At 70.3% G+C, this 23,185-nt stretch carries 23 protein-coding genes; 14 read left to right on the top strand and 9 right to left on the bottom strand.

All coding sequences use genetic code 11. The features are described 5' to 3' along the window. Positions 1–58 precede the first annotated feature (58 nt). The gene (locus ACGFJ2_RS41890) at positions 59–1,243 is read left to right on the top strand and encodes a cytochrome P450 (RefSeq protein WP_393478039.1); all 1,185 of its coding nucleotides are present in this window, start codon (positions 59–61) and stop codon (positions 1,241–1,243) included. A 35-nt stretch (positions 1,244–1,278) separates the two neighbouring features. On the opposite strand, the gene ACGFJ2_RS41885 is transcribed toward ACGFJ2_RS41890, so the two are convergent. Next, positions 1,279–2,187: a cyclase family protein gene (locus tag ACGFJ2_RS41885; protein ID WP_393478036.1), complete on the bottom strand. Its 909-nt coding sequence runs from the start codon at positions 2,185–2,187 to the stop codon at positions 1,279–1,281. 30 nt (positions 2,188–2,217) lie between these two features. On the opposite strand from ACGFJ2_RS41885, the gene ACGFJ2_RS41880 reads away from it, so the two are divergent. Further along, a complete protein-coding gene (locus ACGFJ2_RS41880) occupies positions 2,218–3,483 on the top strand; it encodes a serine hydrolase domain-containing protein (protein ID WP_393478034.1) in 1,266 nt (421 codons plus the stop codon). Positions 3,484–3,530: 47 nt separating this feature from the next. Here ACGFJ2_RS41880 and ACGFJ2_RS41875 read toward each other — a convergent pair whose 3' ends face one another. Both ACGFJ2_RS41875 and ACGFJ2_RS41870 read right to left on the bottom strand, forming a co-directional pair. Then, positions 3,531–4,268 carry an SDR family NAD(P)-dependent oxidoreductase gene (locus ACGFJ2_RS41875; protein ID WP_393478516.1) on the bottom strand — a complete coding sequence of 246 codons (738 nt, stop codon included), beginning with the start codon at positions 4,266–4,268 and terminating at the stop codon, positions 3,531–3,533. Continuing rightward, entirely contained in the window at positions 4,268–4,882 is a 615-nt protein-coding gene (locus tag ACGFJ2_RS41870) for an isochorismatase family cysteine hydrolase (RefSeq protein ID WP_393478031.1), read from the bottom strand. Before ACGFJ2_RS41870 ends, ACGFJ2_RS41875 begins: the two co-directional genes overlap by 1 nt. A gap of 98 nt (positions 4,883–4,980) precedes the next feature. Between ACGFJ2_RS41870 and ACGFJ2_RS41865 the strand changes: the two genes are divergently transcribed. From ACGFJ2_RS41865 to ACGFJ2_RS41840, 6 genes are read left to right on the top strand one after another with little or no spacing between them, the layout of a single operon-like run. Further along, positions 4,981–6,804: a serine/threonine-protein kinase gene (locus ACGFJ2_RS41865; RefSeq protein ID WP_393478029.1), complete on the top strand. Its 1,824-nt coding sequence runs from the start codon at positions 4,981–4,983 to the stop codon at positions 6,802–6,804. 39 nt (positions 6,805–6,843) lie between these two features. Further along, positions 6,844–7,203, top strand: coding sequence for a Zn-ribbon domain-containing OB-fold protein (locus tag ACGFJ2_RS41860; RefSeq protein WP_225299262.1), 360 nt, complete (start codon positions 6,844–6,846; stop codon positions 7,201–7,203). Beyond that, the gene (locus tag ACGFJ2_RS41855; protein WP_225299260.1) at positions 7,200–7,523 is read left to right on the top strand and encodes a VOC family protein; all 324 of its coding nucleotides are present in this window, start codon (positions 7,200–7,202) and stop codon (positions 7,521–7,523) included. The genes ACGFJ2_RS41860 and ACGFJ2_RS41855 overlap by 4 nt, the downstream gene beginning before the upstream one ends. A 28-nt stretch (positions 7,524–7,551) precedes the next feature. Continuing rightward, complete coding sequence (locus ACGFJ2_RS41850; RefSeq protein WP_393478025.1) at positions 7,552–9,090, top strand: class I adenylate-forming enzyme family protein; 1,539 nt, start codon at positions 7,552–7,554, stop codon at positions 9,088–9,090. Positions 9,091–9,093: 3 nt separating this feature from the next. After that, positions 9,094–11,211, top strand: a complete 2,118-nt coding sequence (locus ACGFJ2_RS41845; RefSeq protein WP_393478022.1) for an acetate--CoA ligase family protein — start codon at positions 9,094–9,096, stop codon at positions 11,209–11,211. Beyond that, on the top strand, positions 11,198–11,947 hold the full coding sequence (locus ACGFJ2_RS41840) for a glucose 1-dehydrogenase (protein WP_358174639.1): 750 nt from the start codon (positions 11,198–11,200) through the stop codon (positions 11,945–11,947). Before ACGFJ2_RS41845 ends, ACGFJ2_RS41840 begins: the two co-directional genes overlap by 14 nt. On the opposite strand, the gene ACGFJ2_RS41835 is transcribed toward ACGFJ2_RS41840, so the two are convergent. Next, positions 11,941–12,591, bottom strand: coding sequence for a PaaI family thioesterase (locus ACGFJ2_RS41835; RefSeq protein ID WP_393478020.1), 651 nt, complete (start codon positions 12,589–12,591; stop codon positions 11,941–11,943). The two genes, ACGFJ2_RS41840 and ACGFJ2_RS41835, sit on opposite strands and share 7 nt — an antisense overlap. A gap of 287 nt (positions 12,592–12,878) precedes the next feature. On the opposite strand from ACGFJ2_RS41835, the gene ACGFJ2_RS41830 reads away from it, so the two are divergent. Then, entirely contained in the window at positions 12,879–14,825 is a 1,947-nt protein-coding gene (locus tag ACGFJ2_RS41830) for a CHAP domain-containing protein (RefSeq protein WP_393478017.1), read from the top strand. A 19-nt stretch (positions 14,826–14,844) separates the two neighbouring features. Here the strand turns inward: ACGFJ2_RS41830 and ACGFJ2_RS41825 are convergent, their stop codons facing one another. Then, entirely contained in the window at positions 14,845–15,918 is a 1,074-nt protein-coding gene (locus ACGFJ2_RS41825; RefSeq protein WP_357946568.1) for a helix-turn-helix transcriptional regulator, read from the bottom strand. 110 nt (positions 15,919–16,028) lie between these two features. On the opposite strand from ACGFJ2_RS41825, the gene ACGFJ2_RS41820 reads away from it, so the two are divergent. The 5 genes from ACGFJ2_RS41820 to ACGFJ2_RS41800 all read left to right on the top strand — a co-directional run bounded on the left by ACGFJ2_RS41820 (position 16,029) and on the right by ACGFJ2_RS41800 (position 19,419). Continuing rightward, complete coding sequence (locus ACGFJ2_RS41820; protein WP_357946565.1) at positions 16,029–16,967, top strand: hypothetical protein; 939 nt, start codon at positions 16,029–16,031, stop codon at positions 16,965–16,967. A gap of 229 nt (positions 16,968–17,196) precedes the next feature. Further along, positions 17,197–17,400 (top strand): hypothetical protein, encoded by a 204-nt coding sequence (locus tag ACGFJ2_RS41815; protein WP_393478014.1) that lies wholly within the window; start codon positions 17,197–17,199, stop codon positions 17,398–17,400. Further along, complete coding sequence (locus ACGFJ2_RS41810; protein ID WP_357946559.1) at positions 17,397–17,945, top strand: DUF6879 family protein; 549 nt, start codon at positions 17,397–17,399, stop codon at positions 17,943–17,945. Before ACGFJ2_RS41815 ends, ACGFJ2_RS41810 begins: the two co-directional genes overlap by 4 nt. Then, entirely contained in the window at positions 17,920–18,762 is an 843-nt protein-coding gene (locus ACGFJ2_RS41805) for a helix-turn-helix transcriptional regulator (RefSeq protein WP_357946556.1), read from the top strand. The genes ACGFJ2_RS41810 and ACGFJ2_RS41805 overlap by 26 nt, the downstream gene beginning before the upstream one ends. Positions 18,763–18,975: 213 nt before the next feature. Continuing rightward, positions 18,976–19,419, top strand: a complete 444-nt coding sequence (locus ACGFJ2_RS41800; RefSeq protein ID WP_393478011.1) for a hypothetical protein — start codon at positions 18,976–18,978, stop codon at positions 19,417–19,419. A 97-nt stretch (positions 19,420–19,516) separates the two neighbouring features. Here the strand turns inward: ACGFJ2_RS41800 and ACGFJ2_RS41795 are convergent, their stop codons facing one another. The 4 genes from ACGFJ2_RS41795 to ACGFJ2_RS41780 form a co-directional block, all read right to left on the bottom strand. After that, positions 19,517–20,062 (bottom strand): hypothetical protein, encoded by a 546-nt coding sequence (locus ACGFJ2_RS41795; protein ID WP_393478008.1) that lies wholly within the window; start codon positions 20,060–20,062, stop codon positions 19,517–19,519. A 224-nt stretch (positions 20,063–20,286) separates the two neighbouring features. Further along, positions 20,287–21,297, bottom strand: coding sequence for a hypothetical protein (locus ACGFJ2_RS41790; protein ID WP_393478006.1), 1,011 nt, complete (start codon positions 21,295–21,297; stop codon positions 20,287–20,289). A 65-nt stretch (positions 21,298–21,362) separates the two neighbouring features. After that, positions 21,363–22,196: a TIGR03619 family F420-dependent LLM class oxidoreductase gene (locus tag ACGFJ2_RS41785; protein WP_393478003.1), complete on the bottom strand. Its 834-nt coding sequence runs from the start codon at positions 22,194–22,196 to the stop codon at positions 21,363–21,365. Beyond that, positions 22,193–23,161, bottom strand: coding sequence for an acyl-CoA dehydrogenase family protein (locus tag ACGFJ2_RS41780; protein ID WP_393478000.1), 969 nt, complete (start codon positions 23,159–23,161; stop codon positions 22,193–22,195). Before ACGFJ2_RS41780 ends, ACGFJ2_RS41785 begins: the two co-directional genes overlap by 4 nt. Between the last annotated feature and the right edge of the window lie 24 nt (positions 23,162–23,185).

Raw genomic sequence — 23,185 nt, 5'->3', positions numbered from 1 at the left:
ACTCACAAGATCCCAAAATCTGCTATACAACTCTCAAATCGGAGTCTACTCTCAAAATATGCGAATCCCCATGGAGAGAACGCCCGGCTGCCCCTTCGACCCACCTCCCGCGCTGGAGAAGCTGCCGCCGATGTCGCGTCTGGACTATCCGGATGGGCACGCGGGCTGGCTCGCGACGGGCTACGAGGCCGGGCGGACCGTGCTGAGCGACCCTCGATTCAGCGCCCGCCAGGAGCTCAAGCACAGCCCCGTACGCGCGACGCCACAGTTCGGCCAGGGCCGCCCCGCCGCGCCCGGCATGTTCGCGGCGACCGACCCGCCTGAGCACACCCACTACCGCCGCCTGCTCACCGGCCAGTTCACGGTCCGCAGGATGCGGCTGCTCGAACCGCGGATCGAGCAGGTCGCCGCCGAGCACCTCGACGCGATGGCCGCCGCGGGGCCGCCCGTGGACCTGGTGCGGGCGTACGCGCTGCCGATCCCGTCGCTGGTCATCTGCGAGCTGCTCGGCGTGCCGTACGAGGATCACGACTTCTTCCAGGAGCACACCGCGCGGTTCGTCGCCCTTGACGAGGAGGGCGCGGTGGATCTGGCGGAGCTCGCCGGCTATCTGGGCGAGCTGGTACGACGCAAGCGCGCCGAGCCCGGCGACGACCTGATCAGCGGCCTGATCGGCGACCTCGGCGACGAGGAGCTGGCGAACCTCGCGCTCCTCCTGCTCGTCGCCGGCCACGAGACCACCGCGAACATGCTGGCCTTGGGCGTCTTCGCGCTGCTGGAGCACCCGGAGCAGCGGGCCCTGTTCAGCGGCGAGAGCACGGACACGGTCGGAGGCGGGGGCGCGGTCGAGGGTGCGGTCGAGGAGCTGATGCGCTGGCTGTCGATCCTGCACGTGGGCGCGCCGAGCCGGGTCGCGCTGGAGGACGTGGAGGTGGCGGGCGAGCTGGTCAGGAAGGGCGAGACGGTCGCGCTGTCGCTGCCGGCGATAAACCGGGACCCGAGCCTGTTCACCGATCCGGCCGAGCTGCGGCTCGACCGGGCCGAGGCGCGGCGGCACCTGGCCTTCGGGCACGGCGTGCACCAGTGCCTGGGGCAGCAGCTGGCCAGGATCGAGATGCGGATCGGCTACCGCAGGCTCTTCGAACGCTTCCCCGGCCTGCGGCTGGCCGTGCCCGCCTCCGAGGTGCCGCTGAAGGAGCGCGCGGCGGTCTACGGCGTGGAGTCCCTGCCTGTCACGTGGTGACCGGGCTCAGAGGATGGCTTGCGGACTGAGCGGGCTCAGAGGATCGCCAGTGGGTTGAGCGGGCTCCCGGTCCCGCCCTCGATTCTGAGCGGGGCCGCGACGAACACGAACTCCGTACGGCCGGCCGCGCTCAGCTCCTCCAGCCAGAGCAGCTCGATCAGGTGGATGCCGTGGCGGTGGAGCAGGATGAGGTGGAGATCGTCGTCGAGCGGCTCGTCGGCGAGCTGGTGGGCGTTCAGGCCGCCGATCGCGGCGTTGTCGGCGGCCACCACCGAGACGTCCCGCTCGGCCAGCCAGCGCCCCGCCTCGGCCGACAGTCCCGGCTGTCCCGACCAGTACTCCTCGCGCGAGCGCTCCCACACGGCGGGCCAGCCGGTACGGATCACCGCGACGTCACCCGCGCGCGGCACGGCGATCTCCGCCAGCAGTTCCGGCGGGATACGGAAGTCGGCGGGCAGGTGGTCGAGCCCGAGATGGCGGGGTACGTCGAACATGACTCCCCTCGCGACGACCCCGCCCACCTGCTCGATGCCGCACCGGGTGGCGCCGTAGGAGCGTACGCGCGCGGCGGGGTGGCCGTTGTAGAGCTCGTCGCCCGACCACATGTGGCAGAGCGCGTCCATGTGCGTGGTCGTGCCGTGGTGGGTGACGATCAGCGCGTCATCGGCCATCCGCAGCCCCGCGCCCACCGGCCGGGCGCCGGCCGCGTAGTCACCGCCGTCGACCGACATGAAGTGCTGCGGCAGCGGGCGCCCCTTCAGATGGGGCACGGTGCCGGGCGCGGGCGAGGAGGTGGCGCCCCTGATCGGCATGGACAGGCTGAGAACTTGGCCGGTCCGCGCGGTGGCCAATCCGGCCAGTACCAAGTTGCCAGTGAGCAGATTGAGTGTGCCCCGCTGATCCTCTGGGCCGAAACGTCCCCAATTGTTAGGCTCGGCAGCCAAGTACGTGCTCCCTTCCTGTCGGAGGTCTTGATGCACTGCGATCCCCGGTTCTCCAGCGTGCGCGAGGTCTTCGAACGCCATTTCGCCGACGGCCTCGAACTGGGGGCCGCGTTCGCCGTCTACCTCGACGGCGAACTGGTCGTGGACCTGTGGGACGGCGTGGCCGACCGCCGCACGGAACGGCCGTGGGAGGCGGACACCCCCGTCTTCGCCTACTCGTGCACCAAGGCGATCGCCGCGACCGTGCTGCTCCAGCTGGCCGAGCGGGGGCTGGTGGACGTGACCGCGCCGGTGGCGGAGGTCTGGCCGGAGTTCGGGGTGCGGGCCAAGCAGCGCGTCACCGTCGAGCACCTGCTCAGTCACCAGGCGGGGCTGCCCGCGCTGGACGAGCGAGTGCCGGTGGCGGAGTTCGAGGACCAGCCCGCCATCGCGGCGCGCCTGGCCGGGCAGCGGCCGATCTGGCGGCCCGGGTCGGCGCACGGGTATCACGCTCTGACGTACGGGTTCCTCGTGGGCGAGGTCGTACGCCGGGTGACGGGCAAGTCGGTGGGCGAGCTGGTGGCGGCGGAGATCTCCGGACCGCTCGGTCTCGACCTGTGGGTGGGGGCGCCCGACGACGTGATCGCCAGGGCCGCCCGGCTGACCGCGGAGCCGCCACCCGGCAGCGAGAGCGGCCGGAGCCTGCCCACGGCCGGGGGTGAGAGCGGGAGCGGAACCGGGAGCGGGAGCATGCCCTCGGCCGGGGCCGGAAGCGGGCCGGCCCGCCGCGCCCCCGGTGTCCTGCCCCGCGCGCCCATCGGGCCGCCGAAGGATCCGATCGCCGCGATCGCCCTGGCCGCCGGGGACCCGAACAGCCTGATGAACCGCACCATGGGCAACCCGCGCATCCAGGACCTTCAGGGCGGGGCCAACAACCCCGTGATGCTGCGCGCCGGGTGGCCCGCCGTGGGCCTCGTCACGACGGCCAGGTCCCTGGCGGCGTTCTACCGCTCGCTGCTCGCCGGCGACCTGCTGCGGCCGGAGACGCTGGCGGACGCCATCCGGCCCCGGGCGTCGGGGCCCGACCAGGTCCTGCTGTTGGAGAGCGCGTTCGGGCTCGGCTTCATGCGGCCCGCCATGTCGTTCTTCGTGCCGTCGGTGACCGCGTTCGGGCACACCGGCGTGGGCGGGTCCATCGGCCTGGCCGACCCCAAGTACGGAGTGGCCGCCGGATATGTCATGAACAAGATGGCCGACGTCTTCGCCGGCAACCAGCGGGCGATCCGCCTCATGGAGGCCGTCTACCGATCCCTGTGATCGCGTCGGCCTCATCGGGGTCGTGCTTCGCGTCATGCGTCGCGTCGTCACTGCATCGTCACGCCGCCGCTGACCGACAGCGTCTGGCCGGTGATGTAGGCGGCGCGTTCCGTACACAGATAGGCGACCAGGCCCGCCACGTCGGCGGGCGTGCCGAGGCGGCGCAGCGGGACGGTCCTGACGATCTTGTCGACCAGCCCGGGCTCTGCCGCCGAGACGCGCCGGAGCATCGGGGTGTCGGTGGGTCCCGGGCAGACCACGTTGGCGGTGACGTGCGCCCTGGCCGCCTCGCGGGCGAGCGTCTTGGCCAGGCCGAACAGCCCCGCTTTGGTGGCCGCGTAGGCGCCCTCGCCGCCGGAGCCCGCCCTGGCGCCGTCCGACGAGATGAACACCAGCCGCCCCCACCCCCGCTCGATCATGCCGGGCAGCATCAGCTTGGTCAGCAGCATCGGGCCGCGCAGGTTGACCTGCCACATGAGATCCCAGTTCGCCGGGTCACTGGCGGTGAACGACTCGACGATCGACACCCCGGCGTTGTGCACGAGGATGTCGACCGGCCCGGCCGCGCCACAGAACCGCTCGATGGAGGGGGGTGAGGCGAGATCAACTGCCAGGGCAGTGGCCCCCGGCAGCCCCGCGGCCACTTTCTCGGCCCCCGGCAGGTCCACGTCCGCGACCACCACCCGGGCGCCCAGTGCGGCGAGATCCGCGGCGATTGCCGCGCCGATCGCGCCCGCTCCCCCGGTCACGACGGCCGCGCGCCCGTCGAGCCGCATCCCCTCCATCACCGCTCGCCGTCCGCCTTCCACTCTTCCCACTCTTCGACCAGCTCGGCCGCGGTGGTGCGGGCGGCCAGGAGGGGGATCGTGTGTTTCAGTACGGCCAGCGCGTAGCCGTCCGGTACGCCCGCGACGGCGTCGGTCACCACGGTGACCCGGTAGCCGAGGTTCACCGCCTCCAGGGCCAGGCCGGGGATGCCCAGGTTGAGCGAGAGCCCGACGGCCACCACGTGCGCGACGTCCAGCGAGCGCAGCGTCATGTCGAGCGAGGTCCCGGTGAACGGGGAGAACCCGTGGTGGCGCCGGCTCTCCAGGTCCGTGTCGGCCAGCAGTTCGGGCAGCACCTCCACGGCGGGCGTGCCCTCCAGCATGTGGCCGGGGTCCTTGAGCAGGGCGGTGATGAACGGGCTGTTGTGGGTGTGGGAGCCGGCCCGGTCGGCGCGGAAGGCCGCGGTGCAGTGGATCACCGGGAGGCCGGCCGCCCTGGCCGCCTGGAGCACGGAGACGGCGTTGCGCACGACGCCACGCTGCTGACACGCGACCACCAGGTCCGGAAATTTCGTTAGATCGCCGACGACGCCCCGCTGCATCTCCATGACCAGCACGGCCGTACGATCCATGCGAAGCCTCCATTTAGCCGAGCGCTTGCTTGGCTTCGAACATATCACCCGGGCCTCGGGGCCATAATCCCCTGACATCTGGCGAAATATCTGGAGTCGTGACAACCGGAACCCCGGATGAGACCGTCGAACGAGAGACGGCTGCGCTATGGGGGTTCGCCTTGGTCCCTGGTTACCGAGAAGTACGCCAGCTCGGCGCGGGGCACACGGGCCGCGTGTTCCTCGCCACCTACCAGGCCACCGGAGCCTACGTCGCGATCAAATACCTGAACGCGACCCTGCGCCGGGACACCGAGTTCATGGACCGCTTCCGGGTGGACGCCCCCTCACTCGTCGAGCTCGACGACCCGAACGTGGTCCAGCTCTACGAGTTCGTGGAGACCCCGACCAGGGCCGCGGTGGTCATGGAGCTGGTCGACGGGGTGTCGCTGCGGACGATCCTGGCCGAGCACGGCAGGACCAGCCCGGAGGCGGCGCTGGCGGTGCTGAAGAGCACGCTCCTGGCCCTGGCCGCCGCCCACGACAAGGGCGTGGCCCACCGGGACGTCAAACCGGAGAACGTACTGGTCCAGGCCGACGGCACGAGCAAGCTGAGCGACTTCGGGGTGGTGGTGCACGCCGAGGAGCCAGGCGTGCCGGCGGGCAGCCCCCCGTACATGTCGCCCGAGCTGTGGACGCAGGGGGACGCGGGGCCGCCCGCTGACCTCTACGCGGCGGCGTGCCTGCTGTTCGAGGCCGTCAGGGGACGCCCGCCGTACAAGGCTGAGGACGTCGCGTCGCTGCGGGACAAGCACCTGGTCGAGCCGGTGCCGCTGGAGGTCGCCCCCGACTCGCTGCGCGACCTGCTCCGGCGCGGGCTGGCCAAGGACCCGGCGGTCAGGTACGCCTCGGCCCGGCAGTTCGCGGCGGAGCTGGAGGAGGACGCGGTCGCCGGCTACGGCCCCGACTGGGAGAAACGCGGGCGCCGCCACCTCGGCGAGCTGGCCACGCTGCTCGCGCTCCGCTTCCCCCTGGCCAAGACCGACACACCGACCGCCACCCTGGGGGCGGTCCGCGGGCGGCGGATCACCGTGCCCAAGCTGCCGCCGCACCTGTGGATCGCGGGCGCGACGGCCGTCGCCGTGCTGATCGCGGTGGTGCTCTCGGACGGGCGGCTGGCCCCCGGCCCGGCGGGGACCGTACTCATGCCGCAGCCGAAGACGTCCGAGCAGCTGGATCCCACCCCCGTCGACGACAAGACCCCGGTCCGCCGGACCTCGGAGACCAGCCGTCCCACGGCCAGGACGTCGACGGCCGTTCCCGTACCGTCGGCCACCGCCCCCACGCCGCCGCCTCCCACCGTGTCCCGCCGGCCTTCCCGGGCGCTGCCCGGTCCGGCCGTGCGGTCGGCCGACATCGTCCAGTGGACCGGCTCGGCGGGCGCGGTGCGCGTGGCCGCCGACGGGCGGGGACCGGTGCGGCTGCGCATCACGTACACGCGGCGCGACGGCGACGGCCAGGCCCGCACGGTACATCAGGAGACCCGCACGCTCACCGGCCGGACCACCTACACCGACCCCGTGGCCCGTGACCTGGGCGCCGTCGGGTGCGGCAAGCAGGCGCACTTCGGCCTCCTGTTATCGACCGAGCCGGCGGCGGCCAACGGCCCGCAGGTCAGTGAGGTGACCGTGGACGGGCCGCCCTGCCCGGCGCCCAGCCCCTCGCCCTCGACGTCGGCCACTCCGACCCAGGAGCACGCCACTCCGACGCCGTCCCAGCCGCCCTTCGCGCTGCCCTCCGACCCGCCGCACAGCTCCGGCCGGCCACGCACCTCTGACGTACCGGCCTTCGCCGGGCCGAGCGCTGATTCGGTGGCCCCCGACTCGGCTTCGCTGACCTCGGAGGAGCCCATGGCCTCGCTCGCCGAGGAACCCGCCGACTAGGGTTGTCGAGCAACCAAGCGTGCGCTAGCTTGGCTAGCGATGACCTGTGACACCTCCGCCTACTGGGCCGCCTGCAGGCGCGGCGAGCTGGTCGTTCAGCGCTGTACGGCCTGCGATCGGCGGGTCCACCTCCCCGAGGCCGACTGTCCCCGGTGCGGTGGCGACCTCGTCTTCGAGCCGGTCTCCGGCGCGGGCGTGGTGCACACGTACACCGTGGTGCACCGCTCGTTCGCGCCCGGCTACCGGGGCCGCGAGCCGTACGTGCTGGCCTGGGTCGACCTGCCCGAAGGCGCGCGCGTGTTCGGTCAGGTCGTGGAGTGCGCACCGGAGGAGGTCCGCATCGGGATGCCGGTGCGGGTGACGTTCGTGGACGACCTACCGCATTGGAGGCCGGCGTGATCGTTGGCAACGTGCTCATACCCGTGGCCGACCTGGACGAGGCGATCGCCTTCTACGGGCTGCCGGTGAAGTTCCGTGACGGTGACAGGTTCGCCGCGCTGAACGGCGGTGGCGTCACCGTGGCGCTGGCCGGACCCGCCGAGCATGTCACCGCCTCGGCCGCGCCGTCGTTCAAGGTGGACAGCGTACGGCAGGCCGTACCCGATCTGGTGGCGCGCGGCGCCGAAGTGGTGCGTGAGCCCGAGGACGGGCCGCACGAGACGCGGGCCGTGCTGCGCGATCCCTCAGGAAACGTCTTCGTCCTCTACTCACCTCTCTGAAACCTCTCTGACGACGGAGGCACCCCTGATGGCGCGATCACCGTACGGCAACTATGGCCACGCGATCCTGACCGCCGCGGCGATGAGCACCCCCGACCAGGTGGCGCTCACCTACTGCGGCGAGCGGAGCTTCACCTATGACGAGCTGAACAGGACCGTCAACCGGCGCGCGCACGCGCTGCTCGCGGCGGGCATTACCCCGGGCCGGCGGGTGGCCGCGCTGCTGAACGAGACGCTGCACGTGGCTGAGGTGTACCTGGCGCAGGCCAAGATCGGCGCGGTGACGGCGGCGCTGAATCCGTACTGGCCGGTCGACACGCTGCGCGCGGTGGTGGAGCAGTCGGGGTGCACGGCGTTCGTGTACGACTCGACCGTGGAGGGGGTGGTCGCGGAGATCAGGTCGTCGCTGCCCGCCATCACCACCTGGATCAACGCGTCCGATCTCTCGGACGGCTCGGAGGAGGAGCCGCCGCTCGGCGGCTTCCACGACGATCCGCTCGCGCTCTACTACACCTCGGGGACGACCGGGCTGCCCAAGCCCGTCGTCCACACGCACGCCTCGTCACTGGCGACCGCGCAGATCTGGCTCGACGTGCCGCGCGGGCCCGACGCGGTGTTCGGCACGGGCGCGATCATCTGGGGCATCGGCTTCCCGGCCATCGTCGGGCCCGCCCTGTACGCCGGGATGCGGCTGGTGCTGGAGCAGGACTGGGGCCCGGCGAACTTCCTGCGCGTCGTGCCGCGCGAGCGGGTCACGCACGTGTCGCAGATCCCGTCGTTCTACGCGGCGCTGCTGGGCTCGTCGGAGCACGAGGCGGTGGACCTGTCGTCCATCCGGGTGATCATGCTGGGCGGTGAGCCGCTGACGGCCACCATGCTCGGCCGGATCAAGGACCGGCTGCCCGACGCGGGCGTCTACTCCTACTACGGCCAGACCGAGGCCCCCTACACCTGCATGGGCCGGGTGGACGACGGCTCCACGCCGCTCGGCTCGTCCGGCCGGGCGCGCACCGGCAACGCCGTCCGGGTGACCGATCCGTCGGGCCGCCGCGTGGTGGACGAGGTCGGCGAGATCAACCTGTCCGGGCCGCACCGGATGTCCGGCTACGACGGTCTGCCGGACAAGACGGCGGAGGTGCTGCGAGGCGAGTGGTACGTCGGCGGCGACCTCGGCTCCGTCTCCCCCGACGGGGTGCTGCGCGTGCTCGGGCGGCGCGAGGACGCGATTCTCAAGGGCGGCGTCTGGACCCAGCCGGTCGCGGTCGAGGAGGCCGCCGCCGCGCTCGACGGCGTGGCGGAGGCCGGGGCGGTCGGGGTGCCCGCGCACGTCGACGGGCAGGACGCGGCCGAGCAGCGGATCCTGCTGGCCGTGGTGGCGCGTTCCGGGCACTCGCTCGACGCGGCCAAGCTCGCGCGGGCCCTGGACGACATCCTGGCGCCGCACCAGCGGCCGGACCACATCCTGGTGGCCGACGCGCTGCCGCACTTCGAGGACGCCTCCGGCGGGCCCGGCAAGCTCTTACGCAGAGAGATCAGAGAGCGGCACGGCCACCTGCTGGAGAGCTGAGCGGTGGTCGCGGAACACGAGGCCAAGGAACTGCTGCGCGCGGCCGGGGTGTCGGTGCCGCGAGGCGTGGTGGTGCGCGACATGGACTTCGCCCCGGTCGCGGAGTTGCGCGAGCCGCTGGTGCTGAAGGCGTACGGGCCCGAGATCGTGCACAAGTCCGACGCCGGGGCCGTGGTGCTCGGGCTGAGCCGGGCCGACGTCCCGATCGAAGCCGCCAGGATGCTGGCCTCGGGTGTGGCGGCCGAGGGGTTTCTGGTCGAAGAGCAGGCGGCCGGCGGGGTTGAGCTGATCGTCGGGCTGGTCCACGATCCGGGCTTCGGGCCCGTGCTGCTCGCCGGGCTGGGCGGGGTGTGGACCGAGACGCTGCGGGACACGGCGCTGGGCCTCTGCCCGATCTCGGAGGGGGACGCGCGGCGGATGCTGGGCTCGCTGCGCGGGTCTCCGGTGCTGTACGGGCTGCGCGGGCGTCCAGGGGTGGACGTGGACGCGGTGGTGAAGCTGCTCATGACGGTCGGCGGGTCTGGCGGGCTGTGGGAGCAGCTGGAACTGGGCGAGTTCGAGATCAATCCGGTGATCGCTACCGAATCGGGCGTCGTGGCGGTGGACGCTCGGTATCTCCCGGCGGGTCACGCCTCGAACGGCGATCAGGACGACGTGCTCGGCGAGCCCGCGGGCCTTGGGGCGCACTCCGAACCCACGGACGTCGGACCGCGCTCCGAGCCCGCGGACTTCGGGCCGCTCTTCGAGCCCAGGGCGGTGGCCGTGGTCGGGGCCTCCACCACGCGGCCGAACTTCGGGAACATGTTCCTCGAGTTCTACAAGGCCGCCGGCATCCCCCTGGTCGCGGTGCACCCCGAGGCGCGGGAGGTGGGCGGCGTGCCCGCCGTGCCGTCCCTGGCCGCGGCGGACGTGGACTACGCGCTGGTGGCGGTGCCCGCGGAGCGGTGTGCCCAGGTCGTACGTGAGGCGTCCGGCGTGCCGTACGTGCAGGTCATGAGCGGCGGCTTCGGCGAGGCGGGACGGCCGGAACTGGAGCGGGAGCTCGTCGCCGCGGCGCGGGCGGCGGGCACGCGGCTGCTCGGCCCCAACTGCATGGGCGTGTACTGCCCGCGCGGGCGGCAGACGTTCGTCGGCGGGGGGATGGGCCCGGCGGGGACGGTCGCGCTGATCTCGCAGAGCGGCGGGCTGGCCGGAGAGGTGATCAAGGTCGGCGAGCGTCGTGGGCTGGCCTTCAGCCGGGTGGTCACCGTGGGGAACGCGGCCGACGTCACCCCGGCCGAGCTGCTCCGCTGGCTGTCGGCCGACGCCGAGACGCGGGCCGTCGGGCTCTATCTGGAGGACCCGCGTGACGGGCGGGCGCTGTACGAGACGCTGGCGGCCGCTCCGGTGCCCGTGGTGCTGCTGGTCGGTGGGCGCAGCGTGCAAGGGCAACGGGCCGCGGCCTCGCACACCGGCGGGCTGGTGAGCGATGGGCGGATCTGGCAGGCGCTCGCCGACCAGACCGGGGCGACGCTGGTGACCTCCCAGGACGACCTGATCGGCGTCCTCGCCTTCTTCCAGGCACACGGCGCCCGGATGGCAGATCCGGACTCTCGGAGCGGGGAGTCGCGTGGTGGAGCGCTGGTGATCGGGCCGAGTGGTGGGGCGAGTGTGCTGGCCGCCGACGCCTTCGACCGGGCCGGGGTGTCGCTCGGGCCGCTGCCGGACTCGGCGCTCGGGGAGTTGCGCGGGCTGGGGCTGGGGGCCGGGTCCTCGCTGGCCAACCCGCTGGAGGTGCCCGTCGGCCCTCGGAGCGGGCCGGACCTGGTCCAGCGGGCCGTCGAGGCGATCGTGCGGCACCGGTCGTACCCGGATGTGGTGGCGCACGTGAACGTACAGAGCTTCTTCACCTATGGGACGCGGGCCGAGCCGCTGTTCGAGTACGCGCGGGCGCTGGCGGCCGCGCAGGACGCCCTCCCGGGGACCAGGGTCACCCTGGTCACCAGGAACGGCGAGTGCGCGCCTGCCGGTGTCGAGGACGAGGTCAGGGCGATCGTGGCGGCGGCCGGGATCCCCGTCTACCGAACTATGGAGGCGGCCGCGGTGGCCGTCGCGGCGGGAGGTCGCAATGGGACTGCTTGACGGCAAGGTGGCACTGATCACCGGCGGGGCGCGCGGCATGGGCGAGGCGCATGTGCGGCTGTTCCTGGCGGAGGGGGCGCGCGTGGTGTTCGGTGACGTACTGGATGAAGAGGGCAAGGCGCTGGCTGAGGAGACGGGCGCGACCTTCGTCCATCACGACGTCACCGCCCCAGAGGACTGGGACCGCGCGATCGCGACCGTGACGGATCTGCACGACAGGTTAGACATCCTGGTCAACAACGCCGGGATCCTGAAATTTCGGCGTATCAGCGATATGACGATCGAAGAGTTCGATCGCGTGATCAACGTGAACCTCAGGGGCACCTGGCTCGGCGTCAAGTCCGCCATCACGCCGATGCGGGCCGCCGGGCGCGGCTCGATCGTGAACATCTCCTCGATCGAGGGCTTCGTCGGCGCCGAGGGGTTGTCGGCGTACGCGGCCTCGAAGTTCGCCATCCGGGGCGTCACCAAGTCGGCCGCCCGCGAGCTGGCCCGCTACAAGATCCGCGTCAACTCGGTACACCCCGGGGCGATCAACACCTCGATGGCCATGGATCCCGAGATCATGAGCGAGGTGGACGCGGACGCGTTCCTCCGCAGCATGGTCATCAAGCGCTTCGCCAAGCCGGTGGAGGTGTCGCACGTGGTGGCGTTCCTGGCCTCGGACCGGTCCAGCTACTGCACGGGCAGCGAGTTCACGGTGGACGGCGGACTGCTGACCGGCGCGGGCTACTGACCAGCGCTGTCGGGGGCCGTCGGTATCGGGGGGCCGTTCAGCCAGGCGGTCGGGGTGATGAAGATGCCTGTCGCCTCGGCCAGCAGCGTGCCGTCCGGCAGCGCCACGCGGGCGTCCGCCCACGCCTTGCGCCCCTCCGTACGCGTGTGCTCCGCCGTCACGACCACCGGCCGGTCGTACGGCACGGGCGCCCGGTAGCGGATGGTCAGCGTGCCCGTCATGCCCGCCAGCCCGGCGACGGCCACCGCCTGCCCCAGCAGGTGGTCGAGGGCCATCGCGGTGATCCCGCCGTGCACGGCGCCGGGCGGCCCCTCGTGCAGCGGCCGGAACGACACCTCCGCCCGTACCCCGCCACTCGCCAGCCTCTCCACGACCAGCGGCACGGCGAACGGGTTCGCGGCGCCGATGGCGGCGTTGCCCAGGTGGCGTACGGTGCCGTCGGGCGCGATGTCGTAGGGCCGCGGTGACACGCGGACGGTCGCTTCGAGCCGTTCGGTCAGGGCGGTGAGCTCGGCGGCCACGGCCACCAGCTCGTCCTCCTCAACGCCAGTGCCTATCACCGCGTCCATCAGTTCTCTGGTCTGCTGCGCCAGGGCGCACAGGGCGGCGGTGCGGGACTCGCCGGCGGCGACGTCGATCGTCATGGCCGCATCTTAGAACAGGTTCTACCAAAACACGTTCTAGACACCCAAAGGTAGATCTTTTACTATCAACCAGTCTTCTTTGGGACATTTCTGGCAAGCTTTTGACCTGCGGTTTAGGGTCGCATGACCTCTTGGAGCTCCGTTGACCCGTACCTGACCTGCCCTTACGTCACGGTAGCCTCCTTCAGCACGGAAGACGACAGGCCGCCGGTTTTGCCACATCTGTCCCTCTAACCAGGGCTGTGTGGGTAAACCCGGTCTTGCCCGGAAGGTTCCCTCGCACGTCAATGACGCCTGAGATGAAGAAGTACATCGACCTGCTCGAGAGCCAGCTCGGCTACTCCGAGAAGGCCGACGAGTACACCAAGTTCGGCCACTGGTACGGCAAGAACGTCGAGTTCGACGCCGATTACACCTCCGCCCCTTGGTGTGACATGTACCTGTCGTGGGCCGCTCACAAGCTCGGTTACCAGGACTGGATCGGCCAGTTCGCGTGGACCGTGCAGCACGCTGAGTGGTTCAAGGAGCAGGGTGCCTGGGGCCACAAGCCCAAGCCCGGTGCCTTGGTCTTCTACGACTGGAGCGGCTCGAACGACATCGACGCCATCGACCACGTCGGCCTGGTGACCAAGGTCGAGGGCGACAAGATCTTCACGATCGAGGGCAACATCGACGGCGGCGTCGCCAAGCGCAAGGAACGTGACACCAGCAAGGTCGTCGGCTACGGCTACCCGGAGAAGATCAAGACCCGCCTGGAGAACGAGGCCGCCAAGAACCAGGTCGAGGGCGAGTGGGACGCGCAGCACCGGGCGACCGAGCAGACGTCCACCTCCGAGACCTCCACGACCGAGGTGGGCAAGCTCCAGCTCCCGGACGGCACCCCGCTCGTCGACATGATCCCCCGCATCGGCCAGGGAGGGGCCCCGCTGGCCGCCCGCCCCAAGCAGGCCACTCCCCAGCAGGCCGCCGCCCCAGCCCCCACGGCCACCCGCAAGTCATCGCCCGCGGCCACCACGAAGGCCGCCGAGCAGGCGCCCAAGAAGGGCAAGCACGCCAAGCCGGCCACCGCCGACACCAACGCGGTCACCAGCAACCCCGCGCCCCTTCCCACCATCGTCGACGCGTCGTCCAGCGCACCGGTGCCCACTCTCTCGTCTCCCGCGCTGATCGGCTCCGCGCTGGTGGCCGCCCTCGCGGTCCTCGCCGTCGCCAAGACCCGGCAGCTGCGCGTACGCCCGGTCCGCGCGGCCGCTGTCGCCGCCCCGGCCGCACGCTCCACGGGCCCGGCCACCCGCCACCGCCACCGCCGCAAGCCCCGCACCGACGCGGCCCCTGTGCTGGTAGGCGCCGGTCCGTCCACGGACGCGCTGGTGGGCGCCAGCACGTCCATTGACCTCACCACGCCGTCCACCGACGTCACCATCCCAGCGACGACCCGCCTGGAGCTGGTGGGATCGACCGTCCCGGCCGAGCTTTCGGTGCCGGCAGCGGTCCACCTGGAGCCGACCGAGCCGATCGCCGCGTTGTTGTCCCTCGCCTCGGTCCCCATCCCAGAGGCGACGACGGCATTCGACGCCTTCTCCCCTGTTCGGGAGACGACGCCGGCGTTCGACGCTTTCACCCCTTCCACCCGCCGTGCCGCCACCCCACACCATCTCGGGACCCGCTCCGGGGCTCGTTCCAGTGCCACCGCACGACGCGTCAGTGCCGCGTCACAGCACCCCGGCGGGCGCACGCCGTACACAAGGGCGACCGAGCCCTGGCCCGCCCCGGGCGAGACGCACGGCTCTCAGACGGGCGGCTACTACGGCCGTCGCCGCCGCAGCGGGCACCCGATCGAGGAACCGGCTCCCTTCACGTCCGAGGGCCCGCTGCGCGGCCGACGCCACCGCTCCCCCGCCCCTCATCCCACCGAGGGGTTCACCCAGGACTCCTCACCCCACGGCCGCCGCCACCGCTCTCCGCTGGCCGCCCCATCCCATCTCGAGCTGTTCGGCACCGAGCCTTTCGACCCCACCCTCCATGGCCGCCGCCACCGAAGCCACGAGAGCTTGGCACCCACCTCCCTGGCTGTGGGAGGCGACGACGAGCGCGCGGCGAACGACCTCCTATGGGCGGCCAGGCGTACCGGGGACGACCGGCTGCAGACGGCCGCACACACGCAAGGCGGCACCGTCGTCGAGGCGCCGGCACCCCGCAAGCCGGGCTCCCGCAGGGGCCGCCACCGCGCCTGACGGCCCCCGGAAATGCCCGTCAGGTCCACACTTCCGGGGGATGGGCCGTGAGAAGCTGAGCGACGAACTCGCGCCGGCTACGGACACCCGCCTTGGTGAAGATCGATTTGAGATGGTCCTGCACGGTCAGGGCCGTGGTGCACAGGGCCTGCGCGATGTCCTCGGTAGCTCGGCCCTGGACGACGCGCACGGCGACCTCACGCTCACGGGGGGTGAGTCCGTACGAGGCGAACACCACCGGCATGATGTCGGCGGCCGAGGCCGGGGCGATCACCACCGCCGAGGCACCATCCGCCTTGCCGCCCATCAGTGAGGCGTGCAGCACGAACCAGGTGCCGTCGCGGCCACGTACCCGAAGCGGAGGAGGAGTACGGCCGCCGGCCACCGCTCCCCTGGCCTGCTCGGCCACCATGACGAACGACGTCGGCACGGTGAAGATCGAGGCCGAGTCATCGGTGAACTCACCCAGCAACCGCTCGGCCCGCTCATCGGCGCTGACCAGGTGATTGTCCGGCCCCAACAGCACCACGGCGGGCGGCATCGGCGCCGGCGGAGCAGGCGACCGCAACAGCTGGCCGCGCTGCAGGGCGACACCCAGGTACCGGGCCGCACGCTGGGCCAGCGCCAGCTCACCGGGCCGGTACGGACCCCGGTCAGGAGCGCGCATGAACGCCGCGCAGCCCCACATCCCGCCTCCGGCGTCGAACACGGCGCGGAGCTCGTCGCCGAAGCCCGCCGGCCCGATCTGCTCCCGGAAGCGCAGGCTGCGCCGCAGGACCCCGCCGGTGGCGCGGCTGAGGGTGTCGGCGCCACGGCCGCTGAGCCGGATCTCGGGAAACCGCGCGGTGTCATCGCCCCAGATCTCCAGCTGTACCGCCTGGTGGAAATCGTCCAGCCTCAGGTCCTCGGTGAGCACCGAGTTGACCAGGCCCGTCGCGGGATCGGTCGTATGCCAGCACACGGCGTCGAATCCGAGCGCGTCCCGCAGCACCGGATCGGCCTGCCGGAACACCTGCGCCGCGGTCAATTCCGCCCCGGCCAGGTCCCGTAGATCGGAGATCACCTGGCGCTCCACTGCCCTGCGCGAGATCACGGCGGCAGCCTAACCGGACGCCCGGAATATCCCAGACTTCTGGGATATTCACGAACTCCACCGCGCTGTGATCATGAGCTGGTCACCCCCCGCCCGGACCAGGAGGTCTCATGACCCCTCGCAGAGTTCCGCGCCGAAAACTCCTCGCGACCGTACTCGCCACCACCTCCCTCCTCCTCTCCACCCTCACCACGATCACGGTCGCCGCGGCCCCCGCCTTCGCCGACGGTCCCTGCTCCACCAGCACCGGTGGCGGCCCCGGCGGCAGCGGCCCCGGCGGTATCCCGGACGATCCCGACCAGGATCCGAGCCAGGAGCCGCAGCTGACGCCCGAGCAGATGGAGGCGTACGTAGCGGAGAACGAGAGCCGAAACGGACTGTACGGAGACACGCATGTCTACATGGACAGCGCCGTCCCCCCGCACCCCACGGTGGGTGTGGGCTTCAACCTCGACCGCTCCGACGCGCAAGCCCTGCTGACGGCCGTCGGCGCCAACTACGCCGCGGTGCGTGCCGGAACCCAGGACCTGACCCCGCTGCAGATCATCACCCTGTTCAAGGGCGACTACCGGGCCGCCGTCGCGAACGTCGGCCGGGTGATCGACAACTTCAACGCACTGTCGTCGGCCAGGCAGGTCGTACTGATCGACATGATGTACAACCTCGGCCCCACACGCTTCGGGCAGTTCACGGGAGTGATCAATGCCGTGAAGTCCGGCAACTTCCTCGCCGCCTCGATACAAATGCAGAACTCGAAATGGGCGAAGCAGGTCGGCAACCGCGCCAAGAAGGGCATGAGGCTGATGTCTCAGGGCGCGGTGTGCGACCCAAGGGACATGCCGCGCTATGTCCCTGTCCCCAACGGGGGTGGCGGCGGCTGGACCTCATATCCCGGAGGCGTCGAAGCCATTCCGTGGGGCGGGAACAGTGATTCCGACTTCTGGATGAAGCTCAAGAGCCTCGCCAGCGAGGTTGTCTGCTACACCACGACCGTCACGGTGACCGGTGCGAACGGAACATATTCCGTGTCGACGGTCCGCTGCGACTGACCGAGCGAGCGGCGGCGGAACTCCTGCCGCCGCCGCCCGCAATTGGCCCCGCAAGCCAGACTCCCGAAGAGGCCGCCACCGCGCGGACGCTCCTGATGTCGATGAACCCGGTGTGCCCGGATGGGAACCAGGGGGTTATACCCACCTACCTCACGCGCACCTTGACGCGCTTCTCCGCATCATTGAGCATCAAGTGCATTCGGATTCGATTCTCCCGAGAGGCGCGATCGTGAGTCTCAGACTCCTCGGCACGTCCAGCGGTAAGACCGGCTGCCCGGCTCTCTACGAGACCGACCGTGGCACCTACGTCGTCCAGGGCAAGCTCCTGAATGATCCAGAAGCGATAGCTGACCTCGTCGACGTACGCGACGACGAATTCTATGTCGAGGTCCCGCCGGAGGTCCTGAAGCTCGCGCGAGGACCGCGGGAGTGAGCGGAAGGTTCCTGACGCGATCCGAGTGGGTCGAGACCCTGCACGCCTTCCAGCACACCGCGTTCCGGCTCGAAACCCGCGAGAACTACAGCGAGCCCGAAGAGGAACCCATCATCCATCGCTTCCTCGACAGCGGAGAGATCGATGAGTCCTACATGGACGACTGGATCGCCGAACTGGCACCCCGGCTCTCGGCCGGCGAGCGCATGGAGCGGGTTCGCGTCGTATCGGAGCCGCACTCGGACTACACCCGCTTCGGCCTGGCCCTCGCCCGCTTCAACATCCAAGCGGGCGAGGACATCCGATATCTGTCTCGTCCGCGGGCGGCTCGGCTCGACTTGCCGGACCACGACTTCTGGTTGATCGACTCCACTACGCTGCTCATCCTGAGATTCGGGAACGATGACGTTCTCCTGGGCGCCGACCTTGTCACCGATCCCGCTGTAGTCGTGAAGCACTGCTACTACCGGGACGTGGCCCAGCAGTACGCCATCCCGTGGCAGGAGTACACCAAGCAGAATGTCCACCTACGAGAGGGCCCGTGAAGCTCTCGGCATCCGCCTACGTGAGCTGCGGCGAGACGCTCGCCTGACCGGCCGGCAGCTCGCCGAGGCTCACGGCTGGCACCGCACGAAGATCTACAAGATCGAGGGGGGAAAGCAGACGCCCTCGGACGCCGACCTGGAGGCGTGGGCGGCGACCTGCCACGTCCCCGAGCAGACTCCCGAGCTGATCGCCGCGCTGCGCTCCCTTGAAGGCCAGTACGTCGAGTTCCGCCGCATGTTCCGGCGTGGCATGGCAGCCCAACAGCAGACATTCGCCGAAGCCGAGGCAGAAGCCGCCATCGTCCGCAATTTCGAGTCCTGCTTCGTACCTGGCCTGCTCCAGACACCCGAGTACGCCCGTTACCGCCTCCAGGAGGCGATCACCTCCGACGGTGCCCACGATGACCTTGATGAGTCGGTCGCCGCCAGGATGGCGCGCCAGCAGATCCTCTACGCGCCAGGCCGCCGCTTCCACTTCGTCATCACCGAATCCGTGCTTCGGCTGCAGCTGTGCCCACCCGAGGTCTTGGCCGGCCAACTCGACAAACTGGCCGTCGCCTCCACGCTGCGCACTGTGCGATTCGGCGTCATTCCCTTCACAGCGGCCTTCCCGGTCGCCCCCGTGCACGGGTTTTGGATCTTCGATGATCGGTGGGTGTCGGTCGAGACCATCACCGCGGCGCTCACTATCACCCAGGCCCCCGAAGTCGGCACGTATCTGCGCACCTTCGCCCGCCTGGCCGACGTGGCGATCTACGGCCGGGAAGCCCGCGCCCTGATCGAGAACGTTGCCGACGGGCTGGAGCCTCACCAGTGAAGGCTGATGCACCAAGCTGCGCGCCGCGCCCCACCTTCTGAATAGCGAAGCATCTTGGAGCACAATGCTTCAGAGTGCGTACCCCGAAGTCGTAGCGTCCTGGGCATGGACAGTCACGGGTCCGCACCCCCACGCGACCGCCCGGCAGATCCGGCGTTGACAACACGAGCAGGTCTGCCGACGGGCAACGCCGGCCGACGCGTGGGAGGCGGTATGACCACGGTTGCCGCCCGGGTGCCGTACGTCGTCGCCTACGAGGTCGAGACCGTCGCGCTCGACCTGGTCGTCATCCACGACGTGTGGGCGCTGAGCGGGCGGCGGCTGGCCTACAGCGACCCCAGGGCAGACGATTGGAACCTGTCCGTGCTGTGGGCCCGGCAGAAGTGCGATCGGCGTGGAAAGGTCAACTACCAGGAGATGCACACACTCCGGCAGCGGGCATGCATGCTGCACCGACTGTGCCAGGTGTGCGAAGGTCCCGCGCTGGACCCCGGCACAGGGCGCCTGTCCTGGGTTTTCCACGAGAAGACGCACGCCACGACCGGCCGCCTCAGCAAGCCACCGACATGCATGCGGTGCATCCCCGAGGCGCTGGACGCGTGCCCGCATGTCGTGATCATCGTGAGCGGCATGCTCGGCTGGGACTGGCTGAGCTAACTGTGGGGACGCAGCACGAGCCGAAGCCCCAGGACCCCCATCCGGAAGTGGCGAGCCAACTGACGGCAGCGTTGGCCAGGAAGTGAAAGCGGAGTAGTTACGAATCGTGTCTACGTTGAACACGCAACCAGCGCGCCTCCCGCTGTGTAGGCGTCAGCCCGAGCCCAGACAGCACCGTTCGCAACCTTTCATCCCACCATGGCTCAACCGCCAGCAGACCAGCAACGTCCTTGAGGCCGTCTTGGTGGGCTGGGATTACCTGGGTCGCGAGGACGTACATCGGTTCATCGTTAGATCCGTGGGGCACGATTTCCACACTGAGACGCTTTGGCGCCTCATGCGCGCGATCCCAATATGCTTCTGTATCCCACGTCTCGGTGAACCCGACCATGGTCAGCATTTGCTCCATGGCGGCTTCGGCAAAGTGGCCATTCTCCTCGTCTTCGGGACCGAACCAATCGAGGATCAGCCAGCCGTCTTCGTCCTCGAAAGCCTCACGAACCTTCCATTCACCAGTGCCGCCTAGGTCGTAGCCGTAGGCGAGCATCGCCTCATTTGAGACTGTCAGGCCTCCTTCGCCCTGAGGAGTGGCGTTGCCGTATGCCTGGGTTTCATCACCTGCGTTGTGGATCTCGCCGGTCATGGTTGTCTCATCCAATCGGGTGCGTTGGCGTGCTTGGCTACAACAGCAGAAATGCTTCTGATAGGCCCGTTACGCACCTGCGGGTGAGTAACGGCTGCCCAGCTCCGTCGCCACGATCAGGCGCGGCAACCTTCGACCGACCTTGTCATAGTGCGTCGCCTGGTACGGCGCGTTCACGCTGCGGTGCCATACGGCGTGATCCTAAATCCGCGCGTTGCCTGGCGTCAGTGAAGGCTCTTTCCGGTGATCCGTGATCTGACGATGAGCCGTAGGACGTCGAGCTGGGCCATCGCGGCCACCACCGCGACCGTGATCACCCCTGGGGTACGCCACCAGGGCCGGTAGTCAGTGAAGCCGGTTGTTTCGTCCATCGGTTCCGACAGGTCGTACTGCCAGGCCAGCAGGAGGATCAGGCAGTAGAGCAAAGTCAGCGCGACGGATAGCGAAAGCAGCGTTTTGTATGCCTTGACCCGGCCGCGCAGGAGCGAGAGGTCGATGGCGGCCAGGACCGTGCCGAGGACACCGAACACGAGCGCTATCCCCGAGGTCCATATCCACGCGGCCGCGATCGTCGAGTCGGTGCCATCACCTGGCCCTACTGACAGGTCGGCCAGCCAAATGCCGGTGAAGTTGATCGCCGCATACGCCGCCGCGCACGCGGGCCCGGTGAGCGCCAGAACCTTGCCGCGCCACAGACCGCCCTCCGCCGGAATCCGTCTCAGCGCCCGCGACCAGATCAGCAGCGCCAGAGCCGACAGCTGGGCGGCGGCCGCCGCCAGGAGTGTCACGGTCAGGGTGGGCTGATACCAGCCGGGGAGCAACGTGTCGCTGGTGAGGGGAAGGGCGGGGTCGAGTTCCTGGATCTTCCACAGGACGTCGTCGGCAACGGGGTTGCTCATGTGGATGTTCCACACCCAGAACACATAGGTCAGGCTCAACGGCCCCACGAGCAGAGCAACGAGGTTGAATCGCCGCTGTCGCCGAATCAGCCAGGCGATAGCCCCGATGGCGAGCGCGGCCAGGACAAAGAAGACCGCGATCCCTTGCGTTCTGCCCCACGCGACGGTGTCGAAGTGGGTCATGCCGTAGTCGAGGTAGTCCCGGCTCTGGGCCAGGGCCTTTCTGGCGACCGCTTCCACGCTGGCGCAGACGGCGATGTTCAGGGCCGTGACGATGGCTCCGAACGGGAGTATCGACCACATCAGCGCCGTGGCCGCCCGCACTCGTGGATTCATGGCGATCATGTTCGGTTAGACGCCACGCGACATGATCGGTTCCTTACGCCCTGAGACGAGCACGGCTAACGCGACGTGACGCCGTACTCGCTCGCGAACGTGGCCAGGCTGGAGACGGCGTCGCGGCTGCGTTTCCACGGACGGACGATCAGCCGGTCCACCCCCAGCTCCGCCCAGTCCGCCACCTCCTCCGGCGACGCCAGCGAGTACGCGTGCGCCGTCACCGAGCAACGCCGCTCCCCCCGCAGCGCCGCCAGCCGGGACAGTTGCGGCCTGATCGACTCCAGGGTGTGCGGCATGCTGATCCAGCCGTCACACAGCGACGCGGCCCGGCGCAGGGCGGCGGGTGATTCGCCGCCGCACAGGATCGGCAGCCGGTGCTGTACGGGCTTGGGCTCGAACGCCACCTCAGGGAAGGAGTAGAACCGCCCCGAATGCGTGACCACCGGCTCGCTCCACAGCCGTCTGGCCACCTCGATCGCCTCGTCCAGCCGGGCCCCGCGCGAGGCGAAGGGGACGCCGGCCGCGTCCCACTCCCCCCGGTACCAGCCCGCCCCTACCCCGCAGATCGCCCGGCCCGACGACACCACGTCGAGCGTGGCGAAGGCGCGGGCCGAGACGAACGGGTGGCGCAGCGCGAAGAGGTGTACGGCCGTGCCGAGCCTGATCCGGGAGGTCAGCGCGGCCAGCCAGCACAGGTACGCGGGCGCGTCGAACAGCGGCGTTTCCGGCTTGATGCCCGGTTCCGAGGTGCCCGGGTAGAGGGCCAGTGACAGGTCGGTGCTGAAGACGAGGTGCTCGGGCAGCCACACGGACTCGAAGCCCAGCTCGTCGGCGGCCACCGCCACGTCCTTCCAGGCGGCCGGGTGGATGAGGCCGAGCGGGACGCCGTACCTCACGGGTACCGCCTCAGATCGCCGCCGCCGATCACCGATTCTCGCACACGAGCTCGGTGTACGGCGGAGCCGCCGTACGCGGCCGACAGCGACCAGGCCCGCGCCAGCCAGAACCGCAGGTCCAGCTCGTCGGTGTAGCCGATCGCGCCGTGCACCTGCAGCGCCACCCGGGCCGCCAGCGCGGCCGCCTCACCCGCCGCGGCCTTGGCGGCACTGACGTCCCGGTCCACGCTCGGCACCACCGGCTCGTCCACCGACAGCGCCGCGCGGTGCACGAGGGGGGCGGCGAAGTCCAGCGCGATGGCCACGTCGGCCAACTGGTGCTTGACCGCCTGGAACGACCCGATGGCCGCCCCGAACTGGGTCCTGACCTGGGCATGCGCCACGGCGGTGGCCAGCAGTTGCCTGCCCACCCCGATGAGCTGCGCCGCCGTCGCCACGGTGGCCCGGCGCAGGGCGGGGACGTACGAGCGGTCCAGCGGTACGGAGTCGTCGAAGGCGACGTGGAACAGCCTCCGGCACGGGTCGGCACCGGGCCGGGGCGCCAGCCGTACGGACTCCCTGGAGACCAGGTGCAGGCCGTCCGCGAGCGCGACCACGAGCAGGTCGGCCAGGTCGGCATCAGGGGCGTACGTCTGGCCGGGCAGCAGCACACTCACGCAGACCGACCCGGAGGCGAGCTTCGCGACGTCGTCCAGCAGGTACGGCGCCGCCACGGCGGTCTCCACGGCCGGTCCCGGCAGGCAGGCCCGACCGGTCTCCTCCAGCGCGGGGAGCGCGTCCACCAGCCTGAGCCCGAGCCCGTCGGCGTCCGGTGGCAGGAGCAGCCCGAAGAACCCGATTTCGGCCAACTGCTCCCAGGCCGGGCGGCGTTCGGAGCGCAGCGCGGCGGGTGGGCAGTGGGCGCGCAGCACATCCCGTACGGTCGCTCCCAGGGCCAGTTGCTCGTCGGTGAAGGCGAAGTTCATGGAGCCGCCGTTCGTCGATCAGAG

This window comes from Nonomuraea sp. NPDC049028 (assembly GCF_043197735.1).
GTDB lineage: Bacteria > Actinomycetota > Actinomycetes > Streptosporangiales > Streptosporangiaceae > Nonomuraea.
This window is presented reverse-complemented; position numbering and strand designations above follow the sequence as displayed.